Here is a 22,331-nt window from a genome sequence, read left to right as displayed (position 1 = left end):
GCTAGGTTATAGTTTCTGTTATATAATCACTTTTCTATTTTTTTATTGTATATTTCCATATTTTTATACAGTTTAAATTTGATTACTTGTACTTTGCTTGAAAATATAATGTACAGCATTTAAAATTGAAAAGGTGTATAGTTCAAGACATATTTATTGAATATTAGTAATATCTATAATTATTTACATTAATTGAATTTATTATATTTATAGAATTGTGAGTATTTAAGTTAAAATGTTAGCGGTATGTGAATTATTTAGGATATTTCCTTGGTAATAATTCACAATTGAAGTGTTTATTGTTATAATTAAATGAGAGGTGATTAGATGAAAATTAATGCAGTTGTGCTTGCAGCAGGTGCAGGTACAAGAATGAAGTCTCGCTATCCAAAAGTCATTCATAATGTTTTGGATAAACCGATGATTTTGCATGTTATAGATAATTTAAAAAAGGCTAATGTTTCTGATATTATTTCAGTTATTGGATTTCAATCTGAAATGGTTAAGGATGTAGTTTTAGATAAGAGTAAGTATGTTTATCAGACTGAACAACTTGGTACTGGACATGCTGTTATGATGGCAAAAGAATTATTAGAAGATGTTGATGGAATTACTATTGTAATTTGTGGAGATACTCCACTTATATCTAGTTCTACTATTGAACAGTTAATTAAGTATCATGTAGAGAAAGAAAATAAGGCTACTATACTTACTGGTTCTTTAGAAGATGCTTTATCATATGGAAGAATTATTCGTGATAAAGATGATAATGTTCAAGCAATTGTTGAATGTAAGGATGCAACTCCTCAACAATTAAGAATATCTGAATTTAATACTGGTACATATATTTTTGATAATAAAGAATTGTTTAAAGCTTTATCTTTAATAGGAAATAGTAATGCTCAAAATGAATATTACTTAACTGATGTAATATCTATTATGTATGAAAACAACTTAAAAGTTGATGGTTTAATACTTCATGATTTAGAACAAACTATTGGTATTAACGATCGAAAAACTTTATCTTTTGCAGCTTTAATGTTACAAACACGTATTAATGAGTTTCATATGTGTAATGGTGTTACTATAGTAGATCCTAAAAATACTTATATTGGTAATGATGTAACAATTGGAATGGATACAATAATTTATCCAAATACTATGATTTATGGTAATACTGTTATTGGAGAAGATTGTTATATAGGTCCTGATACATATATAGAGAATTCAGTTATCGGTGATCATAACTCAATAGAGTTTTCACATATAACTGATACTGAAATTAAGAATAATGTTAAGATTGGTCCATTTGCCCGAATGAGAGCAAATGTAGTTATAGAAGATGATTGTAAGATTGGTAATTTTGTAGAGTTTAAGTCTACTACTTTTAGCAAGGGTAGTAAATCTGCTCATTTATCTTACATTGGTGATGCTACTGTTGGTAAAAATACAAACGTTGGTTGTGGAGTAATCACAGTAAATTATGATGGTGCTAAAAAGCATCAAACAATAGTTGGTAATGACTGTTTCCTTGGTTGCAATGCAAATTTAATTGCACCTGTTAATATTGGAGATGGTTCATTTATAGCAGCTGGTACTACAGTAACTGATAATGTTCCAGTTGATAGTTTAGCAATTGGTCGAAAACGACAAATTAACAAAGAAGGTTATTTTTCTAAGGAAAAATAATTAAAAAAATTTAGGAGGATTTATTCACAATGTTAGAGGACACTTTAATTTTTTCATTAACTAGAAGTAAGGAGTTAGCACAAGAGGTTTGTACAATTCTTGGTTTAGAAGCTGGTCTAGTAGATGTTCATAAGTTTGCAGATGGAGAGACACTTATTGAATTAGGTCAATCTGTTCGTGGTAAAAATATTTATATCATTCAATCTACTAGTAATCCTGTCAATGAGTCATTGATGGAACTTTTAATTATGATGGATGCTTGTAAAAGAGCTAGTGCAAAATCAATAAATGTTATTATGCCTTATTATGGGTATTCAAGACAAGATCGTAAAGCGAAACCAAGACAACCAATTACATCTAGATTAGTAGCTGATATGCTACAAACTGCTGGTGCAGATAGAGTTGTTACATTCGATCTACATGCTCCACAAATTCAAGGATTCTTTACTATTCCAATTGATGATATTTATGGATTACCTTTATTAGCTACTCACTTTACAAAAATGGCTGAGACAGAAGACTTAGTTGTTGTATCTCCTGATCATGGTGGTACTACTAGAGCTCGTAGCTTAGCAAAAATACTTAATTGCCCTATTGCAATTATTGACAAAAGAAGACCAAAACCAAATGTTATGGAAGTAATGAACATTATTGGTGATGTTAAAGGAAAGACTGCAATTTTGATTGATGATATGATTGACACAGCTGGTACTATTTGTGCTGGTGCTAAAGCAATTAAAGATTTAGGAGCAACTAAAGTTTATGCTTGTTGTACACATGCTGTTTTATCTGGACCTGCTATTCAAAGACTAGAAGAATCTGTAATTGAATATATTGTCACTACAAATACAATTGAATTAAGTGGCGAAAAACAAATTGATAAAATACAAGTATTAAGTGTTGCACCAATTATTGCTGCTGTAATTGATCATATTGTTCAGGCAAAACCTGTTAGTTTAGCAGTTAAAATTGGTTAAATGAAATTAATTGTAGGACTAGGAAATCCTGGTAAAGAGTATGAAAATACTCGACATAATGCTGGATTTCTAGTAGTTGATAGTATTTGTAAAAAATTGGATATTTCTTTAGATAAAGAAAAGTTCAATGGATTATATTATCAAGGATTTGTCAATAATGAAAAGGTTATAATACTTAAGCCTCTTACTTACATGAATCTAAGTGGAGAATGTCTTATTAAATTTGCAGATTATTTTGATATAAATGATGAAGATATTTTAGTTATTTATGATGATATGGATACTGAAGTTGGTAAAATTAGACTTAGAGCTAAAGGTTCTAGTGGTGGACAAAGAGGTATGAAAAATATTATCCAACATTTTAAAACAGAGCAAATTTCAAGAATACGCGTCGGTATTGGTAAGAAAACAATTCCAGATGTAAAAGATTATGTCCTATCAAAATTTAGAGAAGAAGAGATTGATATATTATCAGTTGCAATTAATACTGCAAGTGATGCTGCTATTGATTTTTGTTCTGAAAGTTTTGATTTAGTAATGAATAAATTTAATAATAAAATCTAAAAAGAAGACTAGTAATTTATAATTACTAGTTTTCTTTTTTCATTTTATAGTTTTTTTAATATACTATGCTTTGTGATTTAGTGGAAAAATGCTATTATTAATATTAGAGAAGGAGGTAATTATGCGTCGAATTAAAAAAATAGTACGTTATATAAAGGATAATTTTCCTTTAAGAATCATTAAGACATGTATAGGTTTTTTCATTAGTTTAATTACTGCTCCCCTATTTGGTATTGATTCATTTTTTGCAGGAGTTGGTTCTTTAAAAACTATGCAACAATCAATTTATTTATCAATTAATGAAATACTAAATCAAACCTTTGCAAACATTATTGGGGTAGTTTTTGCAATTGTCTTTTCTTTACTTTTTGGTATTAATGCTTTTAGTGTTAGCATCGCTATCTTTTGCTTATTTTTAGTAATTAAACATACTAATATTCAAGAAACTTATTTAACTGCAGCATTTGTCTTATTTTCTATACTGTATTTATCAAATAATATGGAATCACTATTTGATCGTTCATTTATTAGAATTGTTGCAAATATCTATGGTATGTTTGTTGCTTTATTAGTTAATATTATTCTTTTTAGACCAAAAAAAGGCGATGATTTAAATAAGGTTGTAAAATATTTAAACAGGTTTATACATATTTATATGGCTAATGATCAAGATGAATATTCAGCTTTAGCTATAAATTCTTATCTTAGTGACCTTAAAGATGAACGTGATATTATTAAAAAAGAATTAAAGTTGAGATTTATATCAAAAAGTAGAAAAAATATGTTGTTAGAAAGACTTAAAGAAGTCGAACTTGTTTTATCTCAGGTAGATGTTATAGTTGAACTACCTTTACTTTCTCCAGATTTAAGAGATGAGATAATTCCTGTTCTTAAACAATTAGATTTTATTCGTCATTACGAACAAGATAAATCTAAAATTCCAAATATACGAGATCAGATAAGAAAAATATATTTAAACAATACATCTAAATATGACTTCTTTTCAAATTCAAGTTTTCTAGCCTCATTAAATGATTATTTAAACAAACTATATGAATATTAATATCCTTATATTTCTTGTACATAAAATTAAAGTAGAGATAAATTAAAAAGTTGTAACACATTATACAATTTGTACTGTGTTACAACTTTTTTTTGTTATTTTAATTTGATTATTGGAAATATCTTTTTAATAATCCTTGTAAAGCTTTACCATGTCTAGCTTCATCTTTAGAGATTTCATGAACTGTATCATGGATTGCATCTAAGTTTAGTTGTTTTGCTTTTTTAGCAATTTCCCATCTTAATTCGCATGCTCCATTTTCACCATGAATCATTTTGTTTAAGTTTTCTTTAGTAGTACTGAAAATTTTGTCTTGAGCTAACTCTTCAAATTTTGCAGCGTGATCTGCTTCTTCCCATGCTATTTGTCTTAAAACTTCACCAATTTCAGGATATCCTTCTCTATATGCAACACGTGCCATAGCTAAGTACATTCCAACTTCAGTTACTTCTGCATCAAAGCAGCTTAATAATCCTGCATAAATTTCAGCATCTACACCTTTAGCTGAACCTAATTCATGTTCTTGAGCCCATACTAAATTTTCTTCATCTATTTCAACTTCTACAAATTTTTCTGGTCCTACACCGCATAATTCGCATTTATGGTTTGTGTCTTGAATATGACCACAAACTGTACATTTATATTTTTTCATTTTCTATACCTCCCGTTTTAACTACCTTAATTATACGAAACTTTACACAAAAAAGCAATATATTCTAAAAAATTTAACTGTATTATAACATTGTGACTATTATGTGGCGTTTTTGTTTATAAGGATATTCTATGTATTGGTAGTAAAAATTAGAAAAAGAAGGTATATTAGCATATGCTAATTTGGTTCTATAATTTATAGGGTGGAATAACAAATTCAAGTATTACTTGAAATGTTATCCACCCTTAAATTGTTAATATAAAGAAAAAGACATTTATCTTTGTTATAATTTAAGCGACAAAACTAAATTAAGGAGATAAATGTCATGATTAATAATAACATAATTAATAAAAACAATAAAGAATTAAAAGAAATTATTGGAATTAAAGACTCCAATATTAACATATATAAATTTCAAGATGAAAAAATTAAAGATAATATTTCTAAAGTTTTTTATGGAATTCTATTTTTTAATGATAATGTTTGTCCTAAATGTAATAAAGTTCATAATAAATTTTATGTACATAATAAAAAAGTATCTCTTATTAAATTACCTATGGTTTCTGGTTTTGATGCTTATTTAAAGCTTACTAAAACTCGTTACAAATGTATGGAATGTAATAAAACTTTTATTCCTGCTAATACTCTAACAAATCCTGGATGTTTTATTTCTAATAAAGTTAAATATCTTATTGCTCTTAAATTAACTGATATGCTTACTTGTACTTATATTGCTAAAGATCATAATGTATCTACACATTCTGTTTTTAGAGTATTAGATACTTATGCAGAGGCTGCTAAATCTACTACTATTAAATCCTATTTACCAAAAGTACTTCATTTTGATGAGTTTAAATCTACTAAAGATGCTGATGGCAATATGTCCTTTGTTATTATGGACGGTGAAAAAAGAAAGCTACTAGATATCGTAGAAAACAGGCAAAAAGCTTACTTAGAGAACTATTTTAGCTACTATACAAAAGAAGCTATTGATAATGTTGAATATATTGTAATTGATATGTATACACCTTATATTGAAATCATTAAAAATGTCTTTACTAATGCTAAAATAATATTAGATAGATTTCATATTTATCAGAATTTAACTAGAGCCTTTAATAAAACTAGAGTTGCAATTATGAATGCAGATGAAAAAAACAGAAATAAGTTCAAAAATTTTTGGAAACCTATATTACAGTTAAAAGAGAATCTTTCAGAAGTGATGTTTAAGCATGCAACCTTTAATTATAAGTTTACAAACAATAAAGCAATTATAAATTATTTAATCGAGAATAATGAGGACTTTAAAAATAATTATGAAATATATCAAGATTTACTATTTTCTTTAAAATACAATAATATGGAAATGTTTAAGAAAACAATTGATCAGCCTAATAAATTAGCTTCAGATAAAATTAAAACTTGTATATCTACCTTTATTAAGTATTATGAATATATTAAAGATAGTTTCGATGTTGAGTATAATAATGGAATAATAGAAGGTACAATATCTAAATTCAAGAAGTTAAAAACAATATCTTGCGGGTTTAGAAGATTTGAAAGATTAAAAACTAGAATAATGATACAAGAATTATTAATTGTATAGCGATAAAGGATAAAAAAAGGATACAACATTTCTGTTATATCCTGTACTAACTCATATATCAAATTGTAAAATTCCACCCTATTTGACAAAGAGCCGCTAATTTACCTTCTTATACTACCTATTGTCCTGTTAAATATTCTATTATCATATTCTCAAAAAACATACACTCTTCTTTATATTTTTCTTTATCTACTTTAATTCCGATTGTAATATTTGATAAATAACCATATAAGCTTCTATAAATTAATTTTGCTGTTTCTTTACTATCAATAGTTTGTTTCTTAAATTCTTTAGTTTTTTCACCTAAATCAATTAACATTTTTATTTCATTTATAAATGCTATATGCATATCATCAGAATCAACATCACTTAAAGGTGTTTTTAAACGATAGCTTAAATAAATTCTTACTTGTGTTATAAATAAAAAGTCAGTCATATGGCTATAATAACTTTCAAAGTTTCTTTGAAGTAGTGATCTCATATTTTCTGTTGCTGATAAATCTTCATTATACAGTAAATGAAAATCTGGATCTACCTCTTTTGTTATTTTTGTCATTAGATAATATAATAAATCGGTTTTTGATTCGAAATAATTATAAATTGTTCTACGTGTAATATTACATGCTTCAGCTATATCATTCATTGATGTTGAAGATATCCCTCTTTCAAGGAACATCTTATATGCTTTATCTATAATATTCTTTTTACGCTTTGATTTTGTGCGTGATAATTTTTCTAAATCCATTAGTCTATTATCTCCTTTTTCTCTATAATTTCATACATTTCTGCTGCGTTTTCTTTTTTTACTTTTTCTTCAACTTTTAATACTTTTAAAATTAGTTTATAATCTCCAAATCTAATTTCTAAGTTATCGTTTTCTTCTACTATTGTTGATGGTTTCGCAACTTTATCGTTTATTTTCACTCGTTTTTTTTCAACTATTTCTTTTGCTACAGCTCTTCTTTTTATAATTCTGCTTACTTGTAGGAATTTATCAATTCTCACTATAATAACTCCAGTGTCTTATCTATATTTTCAACAGCTTTTTCTTTTCCATATAATTCTATAACTGTTGGTAAATCTGCACCACTTTTTTTACTTGAAACAGCAAGTCTTATTGGCATAAATAATCCTTTTCCTTTTGCTCCTACTTCTTTTCCTACTGCTTTAATATCTGCTTTTAATTTTTCTTCATGGAAGTCTTCTTCAGATAATATTTTTTCCTTAAAGGCTGTTAATACAGCTGTTGCATTGACTTCAGTTAAAAATGCTATATCTTCTTCACTTAAACTATGTGCATCAAAGAATGGTTGCACTAAAGGTACTATTTCTGCTGCATAGTGTAATTGAGGTTTAAATAAAGTAATAATTAGTTGTTTCCATTCTGTACTCTTTTCAGATAAATCGAAAGCTTTTTCAATGTATGGTAAGACAAAATTATATGTATCTTCTTCAGATTCTGCCTTTATATATTCATTATCAATCCAATGTAGTTTCTTTTTATCAAACATTGATGGTGATTTTGATAATCTTTTTTCATCAAACATTTCAATAATTTGTTCTTCAGTGAATATTTCTTCTTCTATTTCTGGTGACCAACCTAATAAAATAAAGAAGTTGAATAATGCTTCAGCTTTATAACCTTCTTCACGATATTGACTAACAAATTGCATAATTGTTTCATCACGTTTAGATAATTTTTTTCTATCTTCATTAACAATTAATGTTAAATGACCAAATTGAGGCGCTTCAGCTTTTAATGCTTCATAAATCATTAATTGTTTTGGAGTATTTGATATGTGTTCTTCACCTCTGAATACATGTGAAATCTCCATTAACAAATCATCAATAACTACTGCAAAGTTATATGTTGCTATTCCATTTGATTTAATAATAACCCAATCTGAAATATCTTTTCCTGTAAATGATACATCTCCTCTTACAATATCATTCCATTTATATTCTGCTTCTTGATCAACTGCAAATCTAATGGCAGGTTTTCTTCCTTCAGCTTTGTATGCATCTTTTTGTTCTTGTGTTAAATTTTTACAAGTACCTTCATATCTAAATGAAAATTGTCCTTCTTTTTCTTGTCTAGCACGACTTTCATCTAATTCTTCTGTAGTACAATAACATTCATATGCTAAACCTGCATCTACTAATTTTTGAGCATACTCTCTGTACAAATCAAGTCTTTCTGTTTGTCTATATGGTCCGTATTTACCTGGATTAATAGGTGACTCATCAGGAATTATACCAAGCCAAGCTAAGTTATCTAATTGACTTGCTTCACCATTCTCAATATTTCTTTCAATATCTGTATCTTCTAATCTAAATATAAAGTCTCCTTTATGATGTTTTGCATAAACATAATTAAATAATGCTGTTCTAGCACCACCTATGTGTAAATGTCCTGTTGGACTTGGTGCATATCTTACTCTTACTCTTCTCATCTTAAAACTCCTTTATCTCCAATAATTTCTTCTAATTTTTTTATCGTATACGTATGCTGAAACTACTCCTGCTAATAATCCAAAGAAATGACCAGCTAAGCTTACTCCCGGTGTTAAAGATATTAGTACGTTAATTAATATCACCGGACCATATGCTCTTAATAAGTCATTATAGCCTTGTTTACTAAGTTTATATGCATAATATAGTAATATTCCAAATAATCCATAAACTGCTCCAGAAGCACCAATTACGATAGTATCTGTAAAGAATGTTACTCCTAAACCACTAACTATTGCTGCAATGAAATAAGCTATGATTGCAAATTTTTCACTAGTAAATCTTATTACTGGATCTGCTAATGAATATAGTGCTAACATGTTCATTCCCAAGTGTATTAAGTCAGCATGTGCAAATGCATATGTGATTATTCTATACCATTGGTTTTCTCCTAATACAAATGGGCCATATGCCCCTAATGTTAAATAAGTATACTGACTTTGGCTAACACCTGATGCTGCATAACTTGAACTAGCCATCATCATAATTGCATATACTACAATATTTAATGCTATGATAATTATAAATTTATTGTTTCTCTCCATTTTTTACAAGTAGCGTTACTGCTTGTGCTACTATCCCTTCCCTTCTTCCAACGAAGCCAATTTTTTCTCCTCTTGTAGCTTTAATATTAAGTAAATCATTTTCTATCTCTAATACTTTACATATATTAGTTTTCATCATGTCAGAGTACTTTTTTATCTTTGGTTTCTCCACTAATATTAATGTATCAATATTACATATTGAATAATTCACTTGTTTCATATAAGCAACAACTTCTTTAAGCATTTCTAATGAACTTCTATTTTTATTTGAATTATCTTCATCACTAAACCAGGTTCCTAAATCGCCTTTGCCTAATGCTCCAATAATAGATTCAGTAATTGCATGAACTAATATATCTCCATCGCTATGAGCAACTGTACCTAAATCTGATTCAATTTCTACCCCACCTAGTATAAGCTTTTCATTACTTAAAAGTTGATGTATGTCAGTCGATTGACCAATTCTAATATTCATAGTTATCTCACCCCTTACTGCTAAATATATTGTACATTAATTGTGTAAATAATTAAATACAATAATGTATAAATTTAGTGAATCTTTTAAGTTCATATCAATTTTTTTTACTATTCTATTTAATATGATATTATTTCTTGAATTATACGTATTTTCTAATAGTTATAGACATTAATACAATTATATTTATTTATATACTCTACTAATTATAATGTGTAAATTCTATACATTTAACTATTTATTTACATAAAAAAACCTCACTATTTCTAGTAAGGTTTTAAGCTTATAACTCTATTTTTGTTACTCCACCCATATAAGGAATTAATGCTTCAGGTATAGTTACTGTACCATCTTCATTTTGGTAATTTTCTATTAATGCTGCAAATGTTCTTCCAACAGCTAATCCTGATCCATTTAATGTATGAAGGAATTCAGCTTTTTTCATATCATCTGTTTTAAATTTTAAATTCATTCTACGTGCTTGGAAGTCTTCGCAATTTGAACAACTGCTGATTTCTCTATATGTATCAAAACCTGGCATCCATACTTCAATATCATTTGTTTGTGCTGCTCCAAATCCCATATCTCCTGTACAAAGTGTAATAACTCTGTATGGTAATTTTAATGCTTTTAAAATATTTTCTGCATAGTCAGTTAATGTATCTAATGCTTCATATGATTTATCTGGATGAGCATACATAACCATTTCTACTTTATTAAATTGATGTTGTCTGATAAGCCCTCTTGTATCTCTACCAGCTGATCCTGCTTCTCTTCTGAAACAAGGAGTAACTCCTGTAAATTTCTTTGGTAATTCTGGATTAATTAATGTTTCTCCAGCATTATAGTTTGTAAATGGAACTTCAGATGTCGGAATTAACCAGTAGTCTGTATCATTTACTCCAAACATATCTTCTTCGAATTTTGGTAATTGTCCTGTATTAAACATTGTTTTTGTATTTACCATATATGGTGGAACATATTCAGTAAAACCATGTTTTGTTGTATGGAAATCTATCATAAAGTTATATAAAGCTCTTTCTAATCTAGCACCTTGTCCTTTTAATATCGCAAATCTACTTCCTGTAAGTTTTGCAGCTCTTTCAAAATCAACTATATCTAATGCTTCTGCAACTTCATAATGTGGTTTTGCTTTAAAATCGAACTTTGTTCTTTCCATAACTTCTCTTAGTAAAACGTTGTCATCTTCATCTAATCCAACCGGAACTGTTTCACGTGGAACATTTGGTGTATTTGCCATTATCTCAAATATTTTTAAATCTAAATCCTTTACTTGATCATCTATTGATTTAATATCATCTGCATAGTGATCTACTGTTGCCATTATTTCAGTGACATCTTCGTTATTTCTTTTCATCTCTCCAATTTTCTTTGAAGTCTCGTTTCTTAGAGCCTTATATTCTTCTACTTTGTTAAGTAGTACTCTTCTTTCCTCATCGTATTTTACTACATCTTTAAGATTACTATAATCTTGACCTCTTGTATTTAATTTCGCAATTAAACCATCTACATTTTCTCTAACTAATTTAATATCTAACATTTTCTTATCCTCCTATGTTTTTTTTACAAAAAAAGACTTCCTCGTCTAGGGACGAAGAAGTCGTGGTACCACCCTAATTTATTGTTTCACGTGAAACAGTGAAACAAACTCAAACGTTAACGGTGTCTAGCCGTGAATGAATACTAACTTAAGTTTTCATCATTCAACTCCTTGGTTGATTTCAATAATTGTATTACTAGTTTACACCATACACTAGCTCTCTTTAAATACTTAATTACTTACTTATCCAGATCATTGCTTTTTTTATTTCTTGCAAGTATTATAGAACACTAAAATACTAAAGTCAATGATAAAAGAAATAATTTTTATTTTTAGTCATATATTAAGCAATTATCATTAATTTTATTTATTTATACATGCATATTGATATAATTCTTTAATATAATTTATTTTTTAAAAATTGTTTTTACCATTGATATTGATGCATGAGTTAATGCTTGTGGATACTTTTTGAAATTCTTGAGTGAACCTGTAAGCGAATCCTCATGCTTTACATACACATATTTTATATCAGTTGATATGTAAATACTTTTTGTTTTTGGATATATTTCACTAAAAAGATAAATATCCTCAAACATTAATTCTGAATTAAATCTAATATTATTATCTATTAGAAGTGATCTTTTAACAGGTTTATTCCAGGACCATGATTGTGATAAATATAAATATGGACTTTCTTTTATTGTTGTAAGTTTATCTTTTTTTGCGAAATTCCATACTTTTTTTCTTTTACCAAAATTTGTTTCAAAAACACTAAATATATATAAGTCTGGTTTATATTTATTTAAATCTAATGCTGCTTTTTCAAATGAATATTTATTATAAATAAAATCATCAGCATCAACAAACCATATATATTCATGCTTTGCATGCTCTATACCTAGATTTCTTGCAGCACCATGTCCTTGATTTATTATATCAAATATTGTCATATCTATATTAGCATGTTTCTCTTTGAATTTGGTAATAAGTTTTAATGTATTATCTGTTGAACCATCATTAATTATAATTATTTCATAATCTATGAATGTTTGATCTGCAATACTATTTAAGGCTCTTAGAACAAATTTTTCTGAATTATATGCTGGTATTATAATACTAAGCATTTTAAATTTTCCTTTCTATAAAGGGAATATACAATGTATATTCCCTAACTTTAATATATTAAATAATTATACAATTTCTTTTGTTTCTTCTAAGTTTTCACTATCTTCTTCTACTTCTGGAGAAGCTTGAACAATACTTACTGTTGATACTGTATGACCTTCATCAACTTTAATTATTCTTACACCAATACTATTTCTTCCTATAGTGTTAACTTGTTCTAATGATACTCTAATCACAATTCCAGAACTAGTAGAGATTATAGCATCTTCATTACCATAAACAGCTCTTAAATCGATTAAATTACCATTTTTCTCTGTAATATTAAGGGTTTTAACTCCTTTTGCACCTCTGTTTGATTTTCTATACTCTTCAACATCAGATAATTTACCATAGCCATTTTCACTCATTACTAATATTTTATTTCCTTCAAGTGATGTTGCTAAACCTACTACCTTGTTGTCACCTTCTAAGTTTATTCCTCTAACACCTGCTGCAGTTCTACCCATAATTCTTATTTGATCTTCATCAAATCTTACTAATTTACCATTGGTAGATCCAATATAGATTTCAGCTTTTCCATCTGTTAATTTAACCCCAAACAGTTCATCATCTTCTTTTAGTGATATTGCTATTTTACCTGATTGTCTAATTGAGTCAAATTCTGATAATTTAGTTCTTTTTACTGTACCATTTTTAGTAGCTAAAAACATATAACGATCTTCTTCTGAATCTTTAACACTCATTAATGTTAATATTGATTCATCTTCATCTAATTGAAGTAAATTGACTATTGGTAGACCTTTTGCTGTTCTAGTAAATTCTGGTACTTGATAACCTTTTATTCTATACACTTTACCTTTATTTGAAAATGCAAATAAGAAATCATGTGTTGATAATGTTATTATTTGATCTACATCATCACCTTCATTAGTGCTCATTCCTTTAATACCTCTTCCTCCCCTATTTTGGATTCTGTAAGTATCTTCTGGAAGTCTTTTTATATAACCATTAGTTGTCATTGTAATAATGATATCTTCTTGTGGTATTAAATCTTCATCTTCTAAATCAAATGAACCAGCAATGATTTCACTTCTTCTTTTATCAGCAAATTTATTTCTAATCTCTTCTAATTCTTCACCAATTATTTCTAAAACGCGGTAATGATTATCTAAGATATCTTGTAAATATGCCATTGTCTTATGTAACTCTGTTAATTCTAATTCCAGTTTTTCTCTTGCTAATCCTGTTAATCTAGCAAGTCTCATATCTAAAATAGCTTTGGTTTGAGCTTCACTTAGTCCAAATTCTGCTGATAATTGACTTGTTGCTTCAGCATCATTTGCTGAACCTCTTATTATAGAAATAACTCTATCAATATTATCTAAAGCTATTTTTAATCCTTCTAAAATGTGAGCTCTATCAGCTGCTTTTTTCAATCTGAATTTTGTTCTTCTTACAATTACTTCTATTTGATGATCTAGATATAGTTTAAGCATTGGTTTTAAGCCTAATAGTTCTGGCTTACCATTTACTAATGATAAAGCATTTACATTAAATGAAGCTTGTAATGATGTCAATTTATAAAGTTGATTTAACAAAACTTCAGCATTAACATCTTTTCTAAGTTCAATAACAATTCTAATACCATTTCTATTTGATTCATCTCTTAAATCAGTTATACCTTCTATTCTTTTTTCACGTGCTAAATCGGCTATTTTTTCTACTAAACTAGCTTTGTTAACTTGATATGGAATTTCTGTAACTACAATTCGTTTCTTACCATTTTTCATTTCTTCTATATCAGTAACTGAACGCATTATAATTGGTCCACGACCTGTTTCAAATGCTTTTCGTATTCCTGATTTACCTAATATTAAAGCACCTGTTGGAAAATCAGGTCCAAATATATATTTTTCATGAAGTTCATTAGTAGTTATTTCTGGATCATCCATTAATGCTTTGATAGCATCAATAAGCTCACCTAAGTTATGAGGTGGAATATTGGTTGCCATACCTACAGCTATTCCTGATGCACCATTTGCTAATAGATTTGGATATCTTGAAGGCATTACTGATGGTTCTTTTTCTCTTGCATCAAAATTATCAACGAAATCTACGGTATCTTCATTTATATTTTCAACTAATGCCATTGCTATTTTAGACATTTTTGCTTCAGTATAACGCATTGCTGCTGCTTCATCACCATCTATAGATCCAAAGTTTCCATGACCATTTACTAATGGATATCTAAAACTAAAGTCTTGAGCCATTCTAACCATTGCATCATATACACTACTATCACCATGTGGGTGATACTTACCTAAAACTTCACCGACTACTGTAGCACTTTTACGATATTGTTTATCAGCATATAGTCCTATAGCATTCATTGCAAAAATAATACGTCTATGGACTGGTTTTAATCCATCTCTAACATCTGGTAGTGCACGAGCAACTATTACTGACATTGCATAATCTAGAAATGAAGTTCTCATTTCATTTGAAATATTAATACCAATTACTTTATCATATTCTTTTTCTTTTTCTACAGACTCATCTGTTTGAGTTTCTAGTTGTTCATCTACATTTTCATTATTTTTATTTTCTTCCATGATTAGCCTCCTAGATATCTAAATTTTTAACATACACTGCATTATTTTGAATGAATTCTCTTCTAGGCAGCACATCATCTCCCATTAACATTTCAAATACTTTATCAGCTTCTAGCGCATCATCTAAAGTAACTTGTAATAAAATTCTATGTTCTGGATTCATTGTAGTATCCCATAATTGTTCAGGGTTCATTTCTCCTAACCCTTTATATCTTTGTAAATTAATTTTTTGATTTAAATTAAAATTATTTTTAAGACTATCCATTTCATCATCACTATATGCATATTCAACTTTGCTACCTTGCTCTAATTTATAAAGTGGAGGTTGTGCAATATATAAATATCCATGTTCTATTAATGGTCTCATAAAACGATAGAAAAATGTAAGCATTAAAGTTCTAATATGACTTCCATCTACATCAGCATCTGTCATAATTACAATTTTATGGTATCTAGCTTTTTCTATATCAAACTCATCACTTATACCAGTTCCAAGAGCAGTAATCATTGATCTAATTTCAGCATTAGCAAAAACTTTATCAATACGAGCTTTTTCTACATTTAAAACTTTTCCTCTTAATGGTAAAATTGCTTGTGTTCTTGAATCTCTACCTTGTTTTGCACTACCACCAGCACTATTACCTTCGACTATATATAGTTCACATTCTGCAGCATTTTTACTTGAGCAGTCAGCTAATTTTCCTGGTAAACTAGAAATTTCAAGCGCACTTTTTCTACGTGTTAGTTCTCTAGCTTTTTTTGCAGCAACTCTAGCTTGTTGGGCTGTTACTGATTTTTCAACTATTTGTTTAGCAACTGCTGGATTTTCTAATAAAAAGGCAGCCATTGCATCACCAAATACTTTACTTGTAATACCTCTAACTTCTGTATTACCTAATTTAGTTTTAGTTTGACCTTCATATTGAGGATTAGGATGCTTAATTGAAACAATTGCAGTTAATCCTTCTTTTGTATCATCTTGAGAAATACTGTCATCATTTGTTTTTATTAAATTATTAGTTCTAGCATAATTATTAATTACACGGGCTAAAGCCATTCTAAACCCATCTTCATGTGTTCCACCCTCATATGTATTAATATTATTACAGAAGCTATATAGATTAGTAGAGTATGTTGTATTGTACTGTAAAGCCACTTCAACAACTATTCCTTGTTCTTCAACCTCTACATATATAACATTTTCAAAAAGTGCTTCTTTATTTTTGTTTAAGTATTCAACATATTGTTTAATTCCACCTTCATAGTGAAAAGTTTCTGATTTTTCTTCTTCTCTATCATCACTTAAAACAATTTTTATACCTTTGTTTAAGAAAGCTAATTGATTTACTCTTTCTCTTAATATTTCATATTCATAAACAGTAGTTTCAGTAAAGATTGTTGGATCTGCTTTAAACGATACAACAGTACCAGTTTTATCATAGCCACTATCAATTATTTTCAAATCTTCAACCGGTTCTCCACCATTGACAAATTTTTGATAATATTTGTTACCATCTCTATAAACAGTTACATCTAAATATTCAGATAATGCATTTACAACACTTGCACCTACACCATGAAGTCCACCTGAAACTTTATAACCGCCTCCACCAAATTTACCACCTGCATGTAAAATAGTATAAACAGTCTCTACAGTAGATTTTCCAGTTTTATCGTTTAAATCAGTTGGAATACCTCTACCATCATCTGTAACAGTAATTATGTTATCTTTACCAATTGTGATTGTAATTATAGATGCAAACCCAGCAAGTGCTTCATCTATTGAATTATCGACAATTTCCCATACTAAGTGGTGTAAACCTCTAGAAGAAGTTGTACCTATATACATTCCTGGACGTTTTCTGACCGCCTCTAAACCCTCTAATACTTGAATGTCACTTGCATCATAATGATTATCTTGACTCATATTAAGCCTCCTTTACTAATCCCTGTTCAATATAAAATAATTTTGAATTATTAATTATATCTTTTTCTAAAGCATCAACATTTGTTGATGTTATAAATGTCTGTATATTCTTATTTAAATACTTTATTAAATTTGTTTGTCTTGTATCATCTAATTCAGATAACACATCATCTAATAATAGTATTGGATACTCTTTTGTTTTGTCATAAATAAAGTCGACTAAAGCTAATTTGATTGCTAAAATCACACTTCTTTGTTCACCTTGAGATGCGTATATAGAAACATTTTTACTATCTAGATACACTATAAAATCATCCCTGTGAATACCAATATTACTAACTTGCATAGTAATATCTTTATCTCTATTTTTTAATAATAATTCTTTAAAATTGGTTTCCGTATTTAGATTTGATAAAAGCTTTATTTTTATAGATTGTGATTTATTACTAATTTCATTATATTTTTGATTAATGAAATAACTAAGTTCACTAATAAACTTCTTTCTTTGCTTATAAATACTTAAAGCATATTGTTCCATTAAAGTATCAAGTGCATCTAATATATAAAAATCAACCTTACTACTTTTCAGTAAAATATTTCTTTGTTTTAGAATTTGCTGATACGTACTAAGATCATTTAGATATTTTGGATATATTTTTGATAGTTCAATATCCATCATCTTTCTTCTATTGCTTGGTCCACCTTTGAGCAACTGTAAATCTTCAGGAACAAATAAAACTGCATTTAATAAGCCAATTACATCTTTAAATTTAGTTTGTGAATTATTATTAATGCTAATATTTTTTTTATCATTAACATAAGAAAAATATATATTGTAATTAAAACTATGTTTTTTAAAACTACCAGATACATAAAAGTCTTTGTGATCATAGTTGCTAATGTAATTTAGTTTACTTGTTTTAAAACTTTTAGTAATTGAAAGTAAATAAATAGCTTCAAGTAAATTTGTTTTACCTTGTCCATTTTTTCCAATGAATAAATTAATATTCTCACTAAAAACTAATCTATCATTAACTAAATTTCTAAAGTTTTGATATTCTAAATTATTTAAAATCATTCGATTATAAATTCATCATCTAAGACAATAATTACATCTGAAGGATATAGTTTTCTCCCTCTTCTTGATTCCTCTTCATTATTTACTAAAACAGGATAATCAGCTAAAAAATATTTAGCTTCTCCACCACTTCCTATAATAGACTCATTTTTAAGTAATTGAGTTAATGTAATATATTCTGTATTAATTTTTACTTTTTTCATATAATCATTCCTTATTAAAAATATGTATAAAATACTAAACTAGAAACTTTAGTATATGTATAATATTATACCATATTTTAGCTTTATTTTCAAATTATTGTATAGTTTATATCATAGTAAAAAGCCTTTAAAATAAAGGCTTTCTTAAGTTGTATTAATAATTATGTTTATTAATAAATATAATAAAATTAAAGCTAATAACCTATCACAAAGTTAGGCTATTTACTGTATATTATTTTAGTATACTTAAAATTTGTTGAAGATTGTCTATTTCATAGGTAGCTTTGAAATCAGTTGTATTTTCAATGATATTTGGATTATACCAACATGTATCTATACCTGAATCAATACCACCTTTAATATCAGATTGTAAACTATCTCCAATCATTAACGTACTTTTTTTATCAAAATTCTTAATGTTAGTAAAGCAATATTCAAAGAAATTAATATCCGGTTTATTAAAGCCTATTTCTTGGGAAATAAATAAGTCATTAAAGTAATTTATCATTTTACTTTTTACCAGTCTAGAATATTGAGTTTTACCTACACCGTTTGTAGCCGCATATATTTCATATTTTTCATTTAAATTTTGTAGTAACTGCATTGCACCTGGAATTACATAAGCAGCATCTTGTAATTGTAAACGATAATAATCATCTACCTCTTTACCATCTACTTTGATATTATATCTTAAAAAAAATTCTTCAAATCTTAATTTTAAAACTTGTTTTTGATCTATTAAATTTTTTTCAAACATACTCCAATATTTGTGATTTATAGTATTATAAATAGCATATTTTTTTTCATCAAAATCTAAGTTATATTTTAACATAACATTTTTAATTCCATGATACTCTGCTTTATGAAAATCTAAAAGAGTATCATCTAAATCAAATAATAGAAATTTATATTTTTTCATTTTTTCTCCTTTGTATTATATTAATTAAAACTACCATTAAATATAACACGTATTTTAGCCTTATATAAGAATATTATAAATATTTAATAGTATGAGAGCTTTATATCATAAATTAAGCAATATTAAGTGCTTAATTACAAATAATGATATTTCAAAATAAAAAGTAACCCGAAGGTTACATTATTAATATGTTTTGATTGGTAAAATTAGTTGAATAGATGTTGCATCATCATTTTCATTTGTAATAATAAAGGGACTCATTGATCCATTAAAATGGAATATAACATCTTCACTATTAAAAGATTTTAAAGCCTCTGAAACATATTTAGAATTGAAAGATAATATAATTGGTTCCCCTTCAAATTTCACAATATCAACATTTTCTTTGATAGAACCTAATTCTTGAGATTTAGAAGATATTGTTAGCTTATCCATATTTCCATCTATTGTTACTGTGTAATTAGATTGCAATGACATTATAGTTGCTCGATCTAATGCACTTTCAATATGCTTTTTATTTAATTCCATTACTGTTCCAAAAGAAGATGGTAATAGTTTTGAAACATCTGGATAATTACCAGATATCAATCTAGATTGAACTATTATTTTTCCTAAATCAAATAAAATTCTTTGTTGATTAATATAAACTTTACATTCTTGTTTATCTAAAAGTAGTTTAGCTACTTCATTTAGACATTTTGAAGGTACTGTGATTTTAAACTCAAATAAATTTTCTAATTTAATGTCTTTTTTTGCAAGTCTAAAACTATCAGTAGCAACACAAGTTAATATACTTCCATTACTAGACATATTAACACCTGTCAATACAGGTCTAATTTCTTCACTGCTTGTAGCAAAAACAGTTTCACTAATAATAGACTTTAACATACTTGATTCTAGGTTTAAATTATCTCCATTCATTGCAAAATCAATAATAGGATAATTATCAGTACTAATACCATTAATCTTAAATTCACTATTATTACTTTTTACAAGTAACATAGTTTCATCTATTAATTCTAATTCTAAATATTCATCATCAATTTTTCTTGTAATATCTACAATAAATTTTGGAATTACAATACTACCTGTATTTATAATTTCTAAATCATTATCAATAATACATTTAATAGTTATATCTGAATCACTACCAATTAAAGTTAAAGATGTATCTTCTAATTTAAAATAGATACCATTTAACGAATGTACCGGTGATTTAGAATTAACTACATGATTTACTTTACTTAAGCCACTTAAAAAAGTACTTGTTTTAATTCTCATTTTCATAAATTTATTTACCTCCAGGTGTATGTATATATAATATTTTATTAAATAATAATAATAAAGGGGCTAATTTTTTGTGGATAACTAGCTATATCCCTTTTATTATAGCAAAAAACTATGTGGATAAACAGTGGATAACTATGTGTATAGATACCTAAGTTTTCAACAATTCCTTAATATCTTCAATAGCCCCAATATATTCAGCATCATTTGTATCAATGAATTTTTTTATCTTATTGTATCCAGACATTATTGTACTATGATCTCTATTACCATAACAGTCTCCTATTTTTTCAAAAGGCATATCTAATAATGTACGGCATAAATAAAAGGCAATGTGTCTTGGAGTTACTAATGCTTTTAATCTAGATTTTCCAATTATATCTTTTTTATTTAAATTATAATATTTAGAAATAGTATTTAAAATATCATCTTTATTAATAATCTTATCTACTGCAATTGGTTCTATATTTCCAAGAGCACTCTTAACAAAATCCATTGAAAAGCTTTCAGCATTAATATCTATACATAATAACATAATAGTAGTTAAAGCACCTTCTAAACCTCTTACATCCTTAGAAAAGTTATTTGCTATATACTCTAAGGCCTCATCAGTAATAATATCAGCAGCACAATCTCTACCTAAATCCGTTTTTTGGTGATATTCAAGTTTAGATCTTAATATTTGAATACTAGTTTCTACATCTAAAGGATCAATACGTACTGTTAAACCTTGACTAAATCTAGAAATCATACGATCAGTCATACCATCTAACTCACCTGGACTAACATCACTAGTAATAACAATCTGTTTGTTTTTTTCATATAAATTATTATATATATTAAAGAAACTTTCCGTTGTTTTCTCTTTAGATTTTAACATTTGAATATCATCTATAATTAAAAGATCGATATTTTGATATTTATGATCAAACCAGTTTTGATCATAAATCTTATCAGTTTCTTTTTTACTTATCAATTTTTGAAAGTCATTAATTAAAGTATTACTTGAAACATACAAAGGTCGCATATTAGGTTTATCTGATTTAATTTGATTACCAATTGCTGTAACTAGGTGTGTTTTTCCCATTCCAGGATTACCATAAATAAACAATGGATTATAAGCAGTACCTGGAGCAGAAGCAACTGCACTACTAGCCCTTCTAGCAACTCTATTATTAGTACCAACAACAAAATTATCAAAACGATACTCTTTATTTAAATCATCTATATAGCTAGGCGTTGCTTCTTCAATTATGACACTAGAGCCAATATGTTCAATATCATCTTCAGTGATAAATTTTATTTTATAATTAGAACTAGCTACTTCCTGCAAGTAAGACTCAATTGTTGTTTTAAATTGCTTGGCAGTTGCTACAGCTATTGCATCTTCTAATACTACATATGCATATTCATTATCTAATTTATGAAGAGTAGTAGGTTCTAATATTTCTTTGAATGTAAAACTAGATATTTCATCAGAATTTTTTAAATTTTCTAAGGTTTGATACCAAATAGCATCAAGATTAGTAGACAT

20 protein-coding genes and 1 other annotated feature are annotated in these 22,331 nt (G+C 27.5%); of the genes, 5 read left to right on the top strand and 15 right to left on the bottom strand.

Annotated features, from left to right (window positions below; translation table 4 throughout):
- Positions 1 to 327: 327 nt before the first annotated feature.
- The 4 genes from glmU to ACD762_RS00085 all read left to right on the top strand — a co-directional run bounded on the left by glmU (position 328) and on the right by ACD762_RS00085 (position 4,293).
- Positions 328 to 1,689, top strand: coding sequence for a bifunctional UDP-N-acetylglucosamine diphosphorylase/glucosamine-1-phosphate N-acetyltransferase GlmU (gene glmU / locus ACD762_RS00100; protein ID WP_423363787.1), 1,362 nt, complete (start codon positions 328 to 330; stop codon positions 1,687 to 1,689).
- A gap of 29 nt (positions 1,690 to 1,718) precedes the next feature.
- Entirely contained in the window at positions 1,719 to 2,666 is a 948-nt protein-coding gene (locus tag ACD762_RS00095; protein WP_423363786.1) for a ribose-phosphate diphosphokinase, read from the top strand.
- Entirely contained in the window at positions 2,667 to 3,230 is a 564-nt protein-coding gene (pth, locus tag ACD762_RS00090; RefSeq protein ID WP_423363785.1) for an aminoacyl-tRNA hydrolase, read from the top strand. It begins immediately after the preceding gene.
- A gap of 121 nt (positions 3,231 to 3,351) precedes the next feature.
- Entirely contained in the window at positions 3,352 to 4,293 is a 942-nt protein-coding gene (locus ACD762_RS00085; RefSeq protein ID WP_423363784.1) for an FUSC family protein, read from the top strand.
- Between the two features lie 109 nt (positions 4,294 to 4,402).
- On the opposite strand, the gene ACD762_RS00080 is transcribed toward ACD762_RS00085, so the two are convergent.
- Entirely contained in the window at positions 4,403 to 4,945 is a 543-nt protein-coding gene (locus ACD762_RS00080) for a ferritin family protein (protein WP_423363783.1), read from the bottom strand.
- Positions 4,946 to 5,270: 325 nt separating this feature from the next.
- On the opposite strand from ACD762_RS00080, the gene ACD762_RS00075 reads away from it, so the two are divergent.
- Positions 5,271 to 6,551 carry an ISL3 family transposase gene (locus tag ACD762_RS00075; RefSeq protein WP_423363782.1) on the top strand — a complete coding sequence of 427 codons (1,281 nt, stop codon included), beginning with the start codon at positions 5,271 to 5,273 and terminating at the stop codon, positions 6,549 to 6,551.
- A 118-nt stretch (positions 6,552 to 6,669) separates the two neighbouring features.
- Here the strand turns inward: ACD762_RS00075 and ACD762_RS00070 are convergent, their stop codons facing one another.
- The 14 genes from ACD762_RS00070 to dnaA all read right to left on the bottom strand — a co-directional run bounded on the left by ACD762_RS00070 (position 6,670) and on the right by dnaA (position 22,331).
- Positions 6,670 to 7,296 (bottom strand): TetR/AcrR family transcriptional regulator, encoded by a 627-nt coding sequence (locus ACD762_RS00070; protein WP_423363781.1) that lies wholly within the window; start codon positions 7,294 to 7,296, stop codon positions 6,670 to 6,672.
- Positions 7,296 to 7,556, bottom strand: a complete 261-nt coding sequence (locus ACD762_RS00065; protein ID WP_423363780.1) for an RNA-binding S4 domain-containing protein — start codon at positions 7,554 to 7,556, stop codon at positions 7,296 to 7,298. Before ACD762_RS00065 ends, ACD762_RS00070 begins: the two co-directional genes overlap by 1 nt.
- Positions 7,556 to 9,004, bottom strand: a complete 1,449-nt coding sequence (gene gltX, locus ACD762_RS00060) for a glutamate--tRNA ligase (RefSeq protein WP_423363779.1) — start codon at positions 9,002 to 9,004, stop codon at positions 7,556 to 7,558. The genes ACD762_RS00065 and gltX overlap by 1 nt, the downstream gene beginning before the upstream one ends.
- A gap of 12 nt (positions 9,005 to 9,016) precedes the next feature.
- Positions 9,017 to 9,607: a rhomboid family intramembrane serine protease gene (locus tag ACD762_RS00055; protein ID WP_423363778.1), complete on the bottom strand. Its 591-nt coding sequence runs from the start codon at positions 9,605 to 9,607 to the stop codon at positions 9,017 to 9,019.
- Positions 9,591 to 10,082 (bottom strand): 2-C-methyl-D-erythritol 2,4-cyclodiphosphate synthase, encoded by a 492-nt coding sequence (gene ispF / locus ACD762_RS00050; protein WP_423363777.1) that lies wholly within the window; start codon positions 10,080 to 10,082, stop codon positions 9,591 to 9,593. The genes ACD762_RS00055 and ispF overlap by 17 nt, the downstream gene beginning before the upstream one ends.
- Positions 10,083 to 10,365: 283 nt before the next feature.
- A complete protein-coding gene (gene serS / locus ACD762_RS00045; protein WP_423363776.1) occupies positions 10,366 to 11,643 on the bottom strand; it encodes a serine--tRNA ligase in 1,278 nt (425 codons plus the stop codon).
- 44 nt (positions 11,644 to 11,687) lie between these two features.
- Positions 11,688 to 11,908 (bottom strand) — a binding site (T-box leader).
- Positions 11,909 to 12,050: 142 nt separating this feature from the next.
- The gene (locus tag ACD762_RS00040; RefSeq protein WP_423363775.1) at positions 12,051 to 12,770 is read right to left on the bottom strand and encodes a glycosyltransferase family 2 protein; all 720 of its coding nucleotides are present in this window, start codon (positions 12,768 to 12,770) and stop codon (positions 12,051 to 12,053) included.
- A 66-nt stretch (positions 12,771 to 12,836) separates the two neighbouring features.
- Positions 12,837 to 15,383: a DNA gyrase subunit A gene (gene gyrA, locus ACD762_RS00035; RefSeq protein WP_423363774.1), complete on the bottom strand. Its 2,547-nt coding sequence runs from the start codon at positions 15,381 to 15,383 to the stop codon at positions 12,837 to 12,839.
- 10 nt (positions 15,384 to 15,393) lie between these two features.
- Positions 15,394 to 17,310 (bottom strand): DNA topoisomerase (ATP-hydrolyzing) subunit B, encoded by a 1,917-nt coding sequence (gene gyrB / locus ACD762_RS00030; RefSeq protein WP_423363773.1) that lies wholly within the window; start codon positions 17,308 to 17,310, stop codon positions 15,394 to 15,396.
- Between the two features lies 1 nt (position 17,311).
- The gene (gene recF / locus ACD762_RS00025) at positions 17,312 to 18,388 is read right to left on the bottom strand and encodes a DNA replication/repair protein RecF (protein WP_423363772.1); all 1,077 of its coding nucleotides are present in this window, start codon (positions 18,386 to 18,388) and stop codon (positions 17,312 to 17,314) included.
- Entirely contained in the window at positions 18,379 to 18,591 is a 213-nt protein-coding gene (gene yaaA, locus ACD762_RS00020; RefSeq protein ID WP_423363771.1) for a S4 domain-containing protein YaaA, read from the bottom strand. Before yaaA ends, recF begins: the two co-directional genes overlap by 10 nt.
- 232 nt (positions 18,592 to 18,823) lie before the next feature.
- Positions 18,824 to 19,510: a YjjG family noncanonical pyrimidine nucleotidase gene (locus tag ACD762_RS00015; protein ID WP_423363770.1), complete on the bottom strand. Its 687-nt coding sequence runs from the start codon at positions 19,508 to 19,510 to the stop codon at positions 18,824 to 18,826.
- 183 nt (positions 19,511 to 19,693) lie between these two features.
- A complete protein-coding gene (dnaN, locus tag ACD762_RS00010) occupies positions 19,694 to 20,797 on the bottom strand; it encodes a DNA polymerase III subunit beta (protein WP_423363769.1) in 1,104 nt (367 codons plus the stop codon).
- Between the two features lie 151 nt (positions 20,798 to 20,948).
- Positions 20,949 to 22,331, bottom strand: coding sequence for a chromosomal replication initiator protein DnaA (gene dnaA / locus ACD762_RS00005; RefSeq protein WP_423363768.1), 1,383 nt, complete (start codon positions 22,329 to 22,331; stop codon positions 20,949 to 20,951).

Source organism: Mycoplasma sp. P36-A1 (assembly GCF_049478495.1).
In the GTDB taxonomy this organism is placed as follows: Bacteria; Bacillota_I; Bacilli_A; order JAJDGJ01; family JAJDGJ01; genus P36-A1.
The sequence above is the reverse complement of the archived record's forward strand: the minus strand, read 5'-3'. Positions and strand labels throughout refer to the sequence as shown.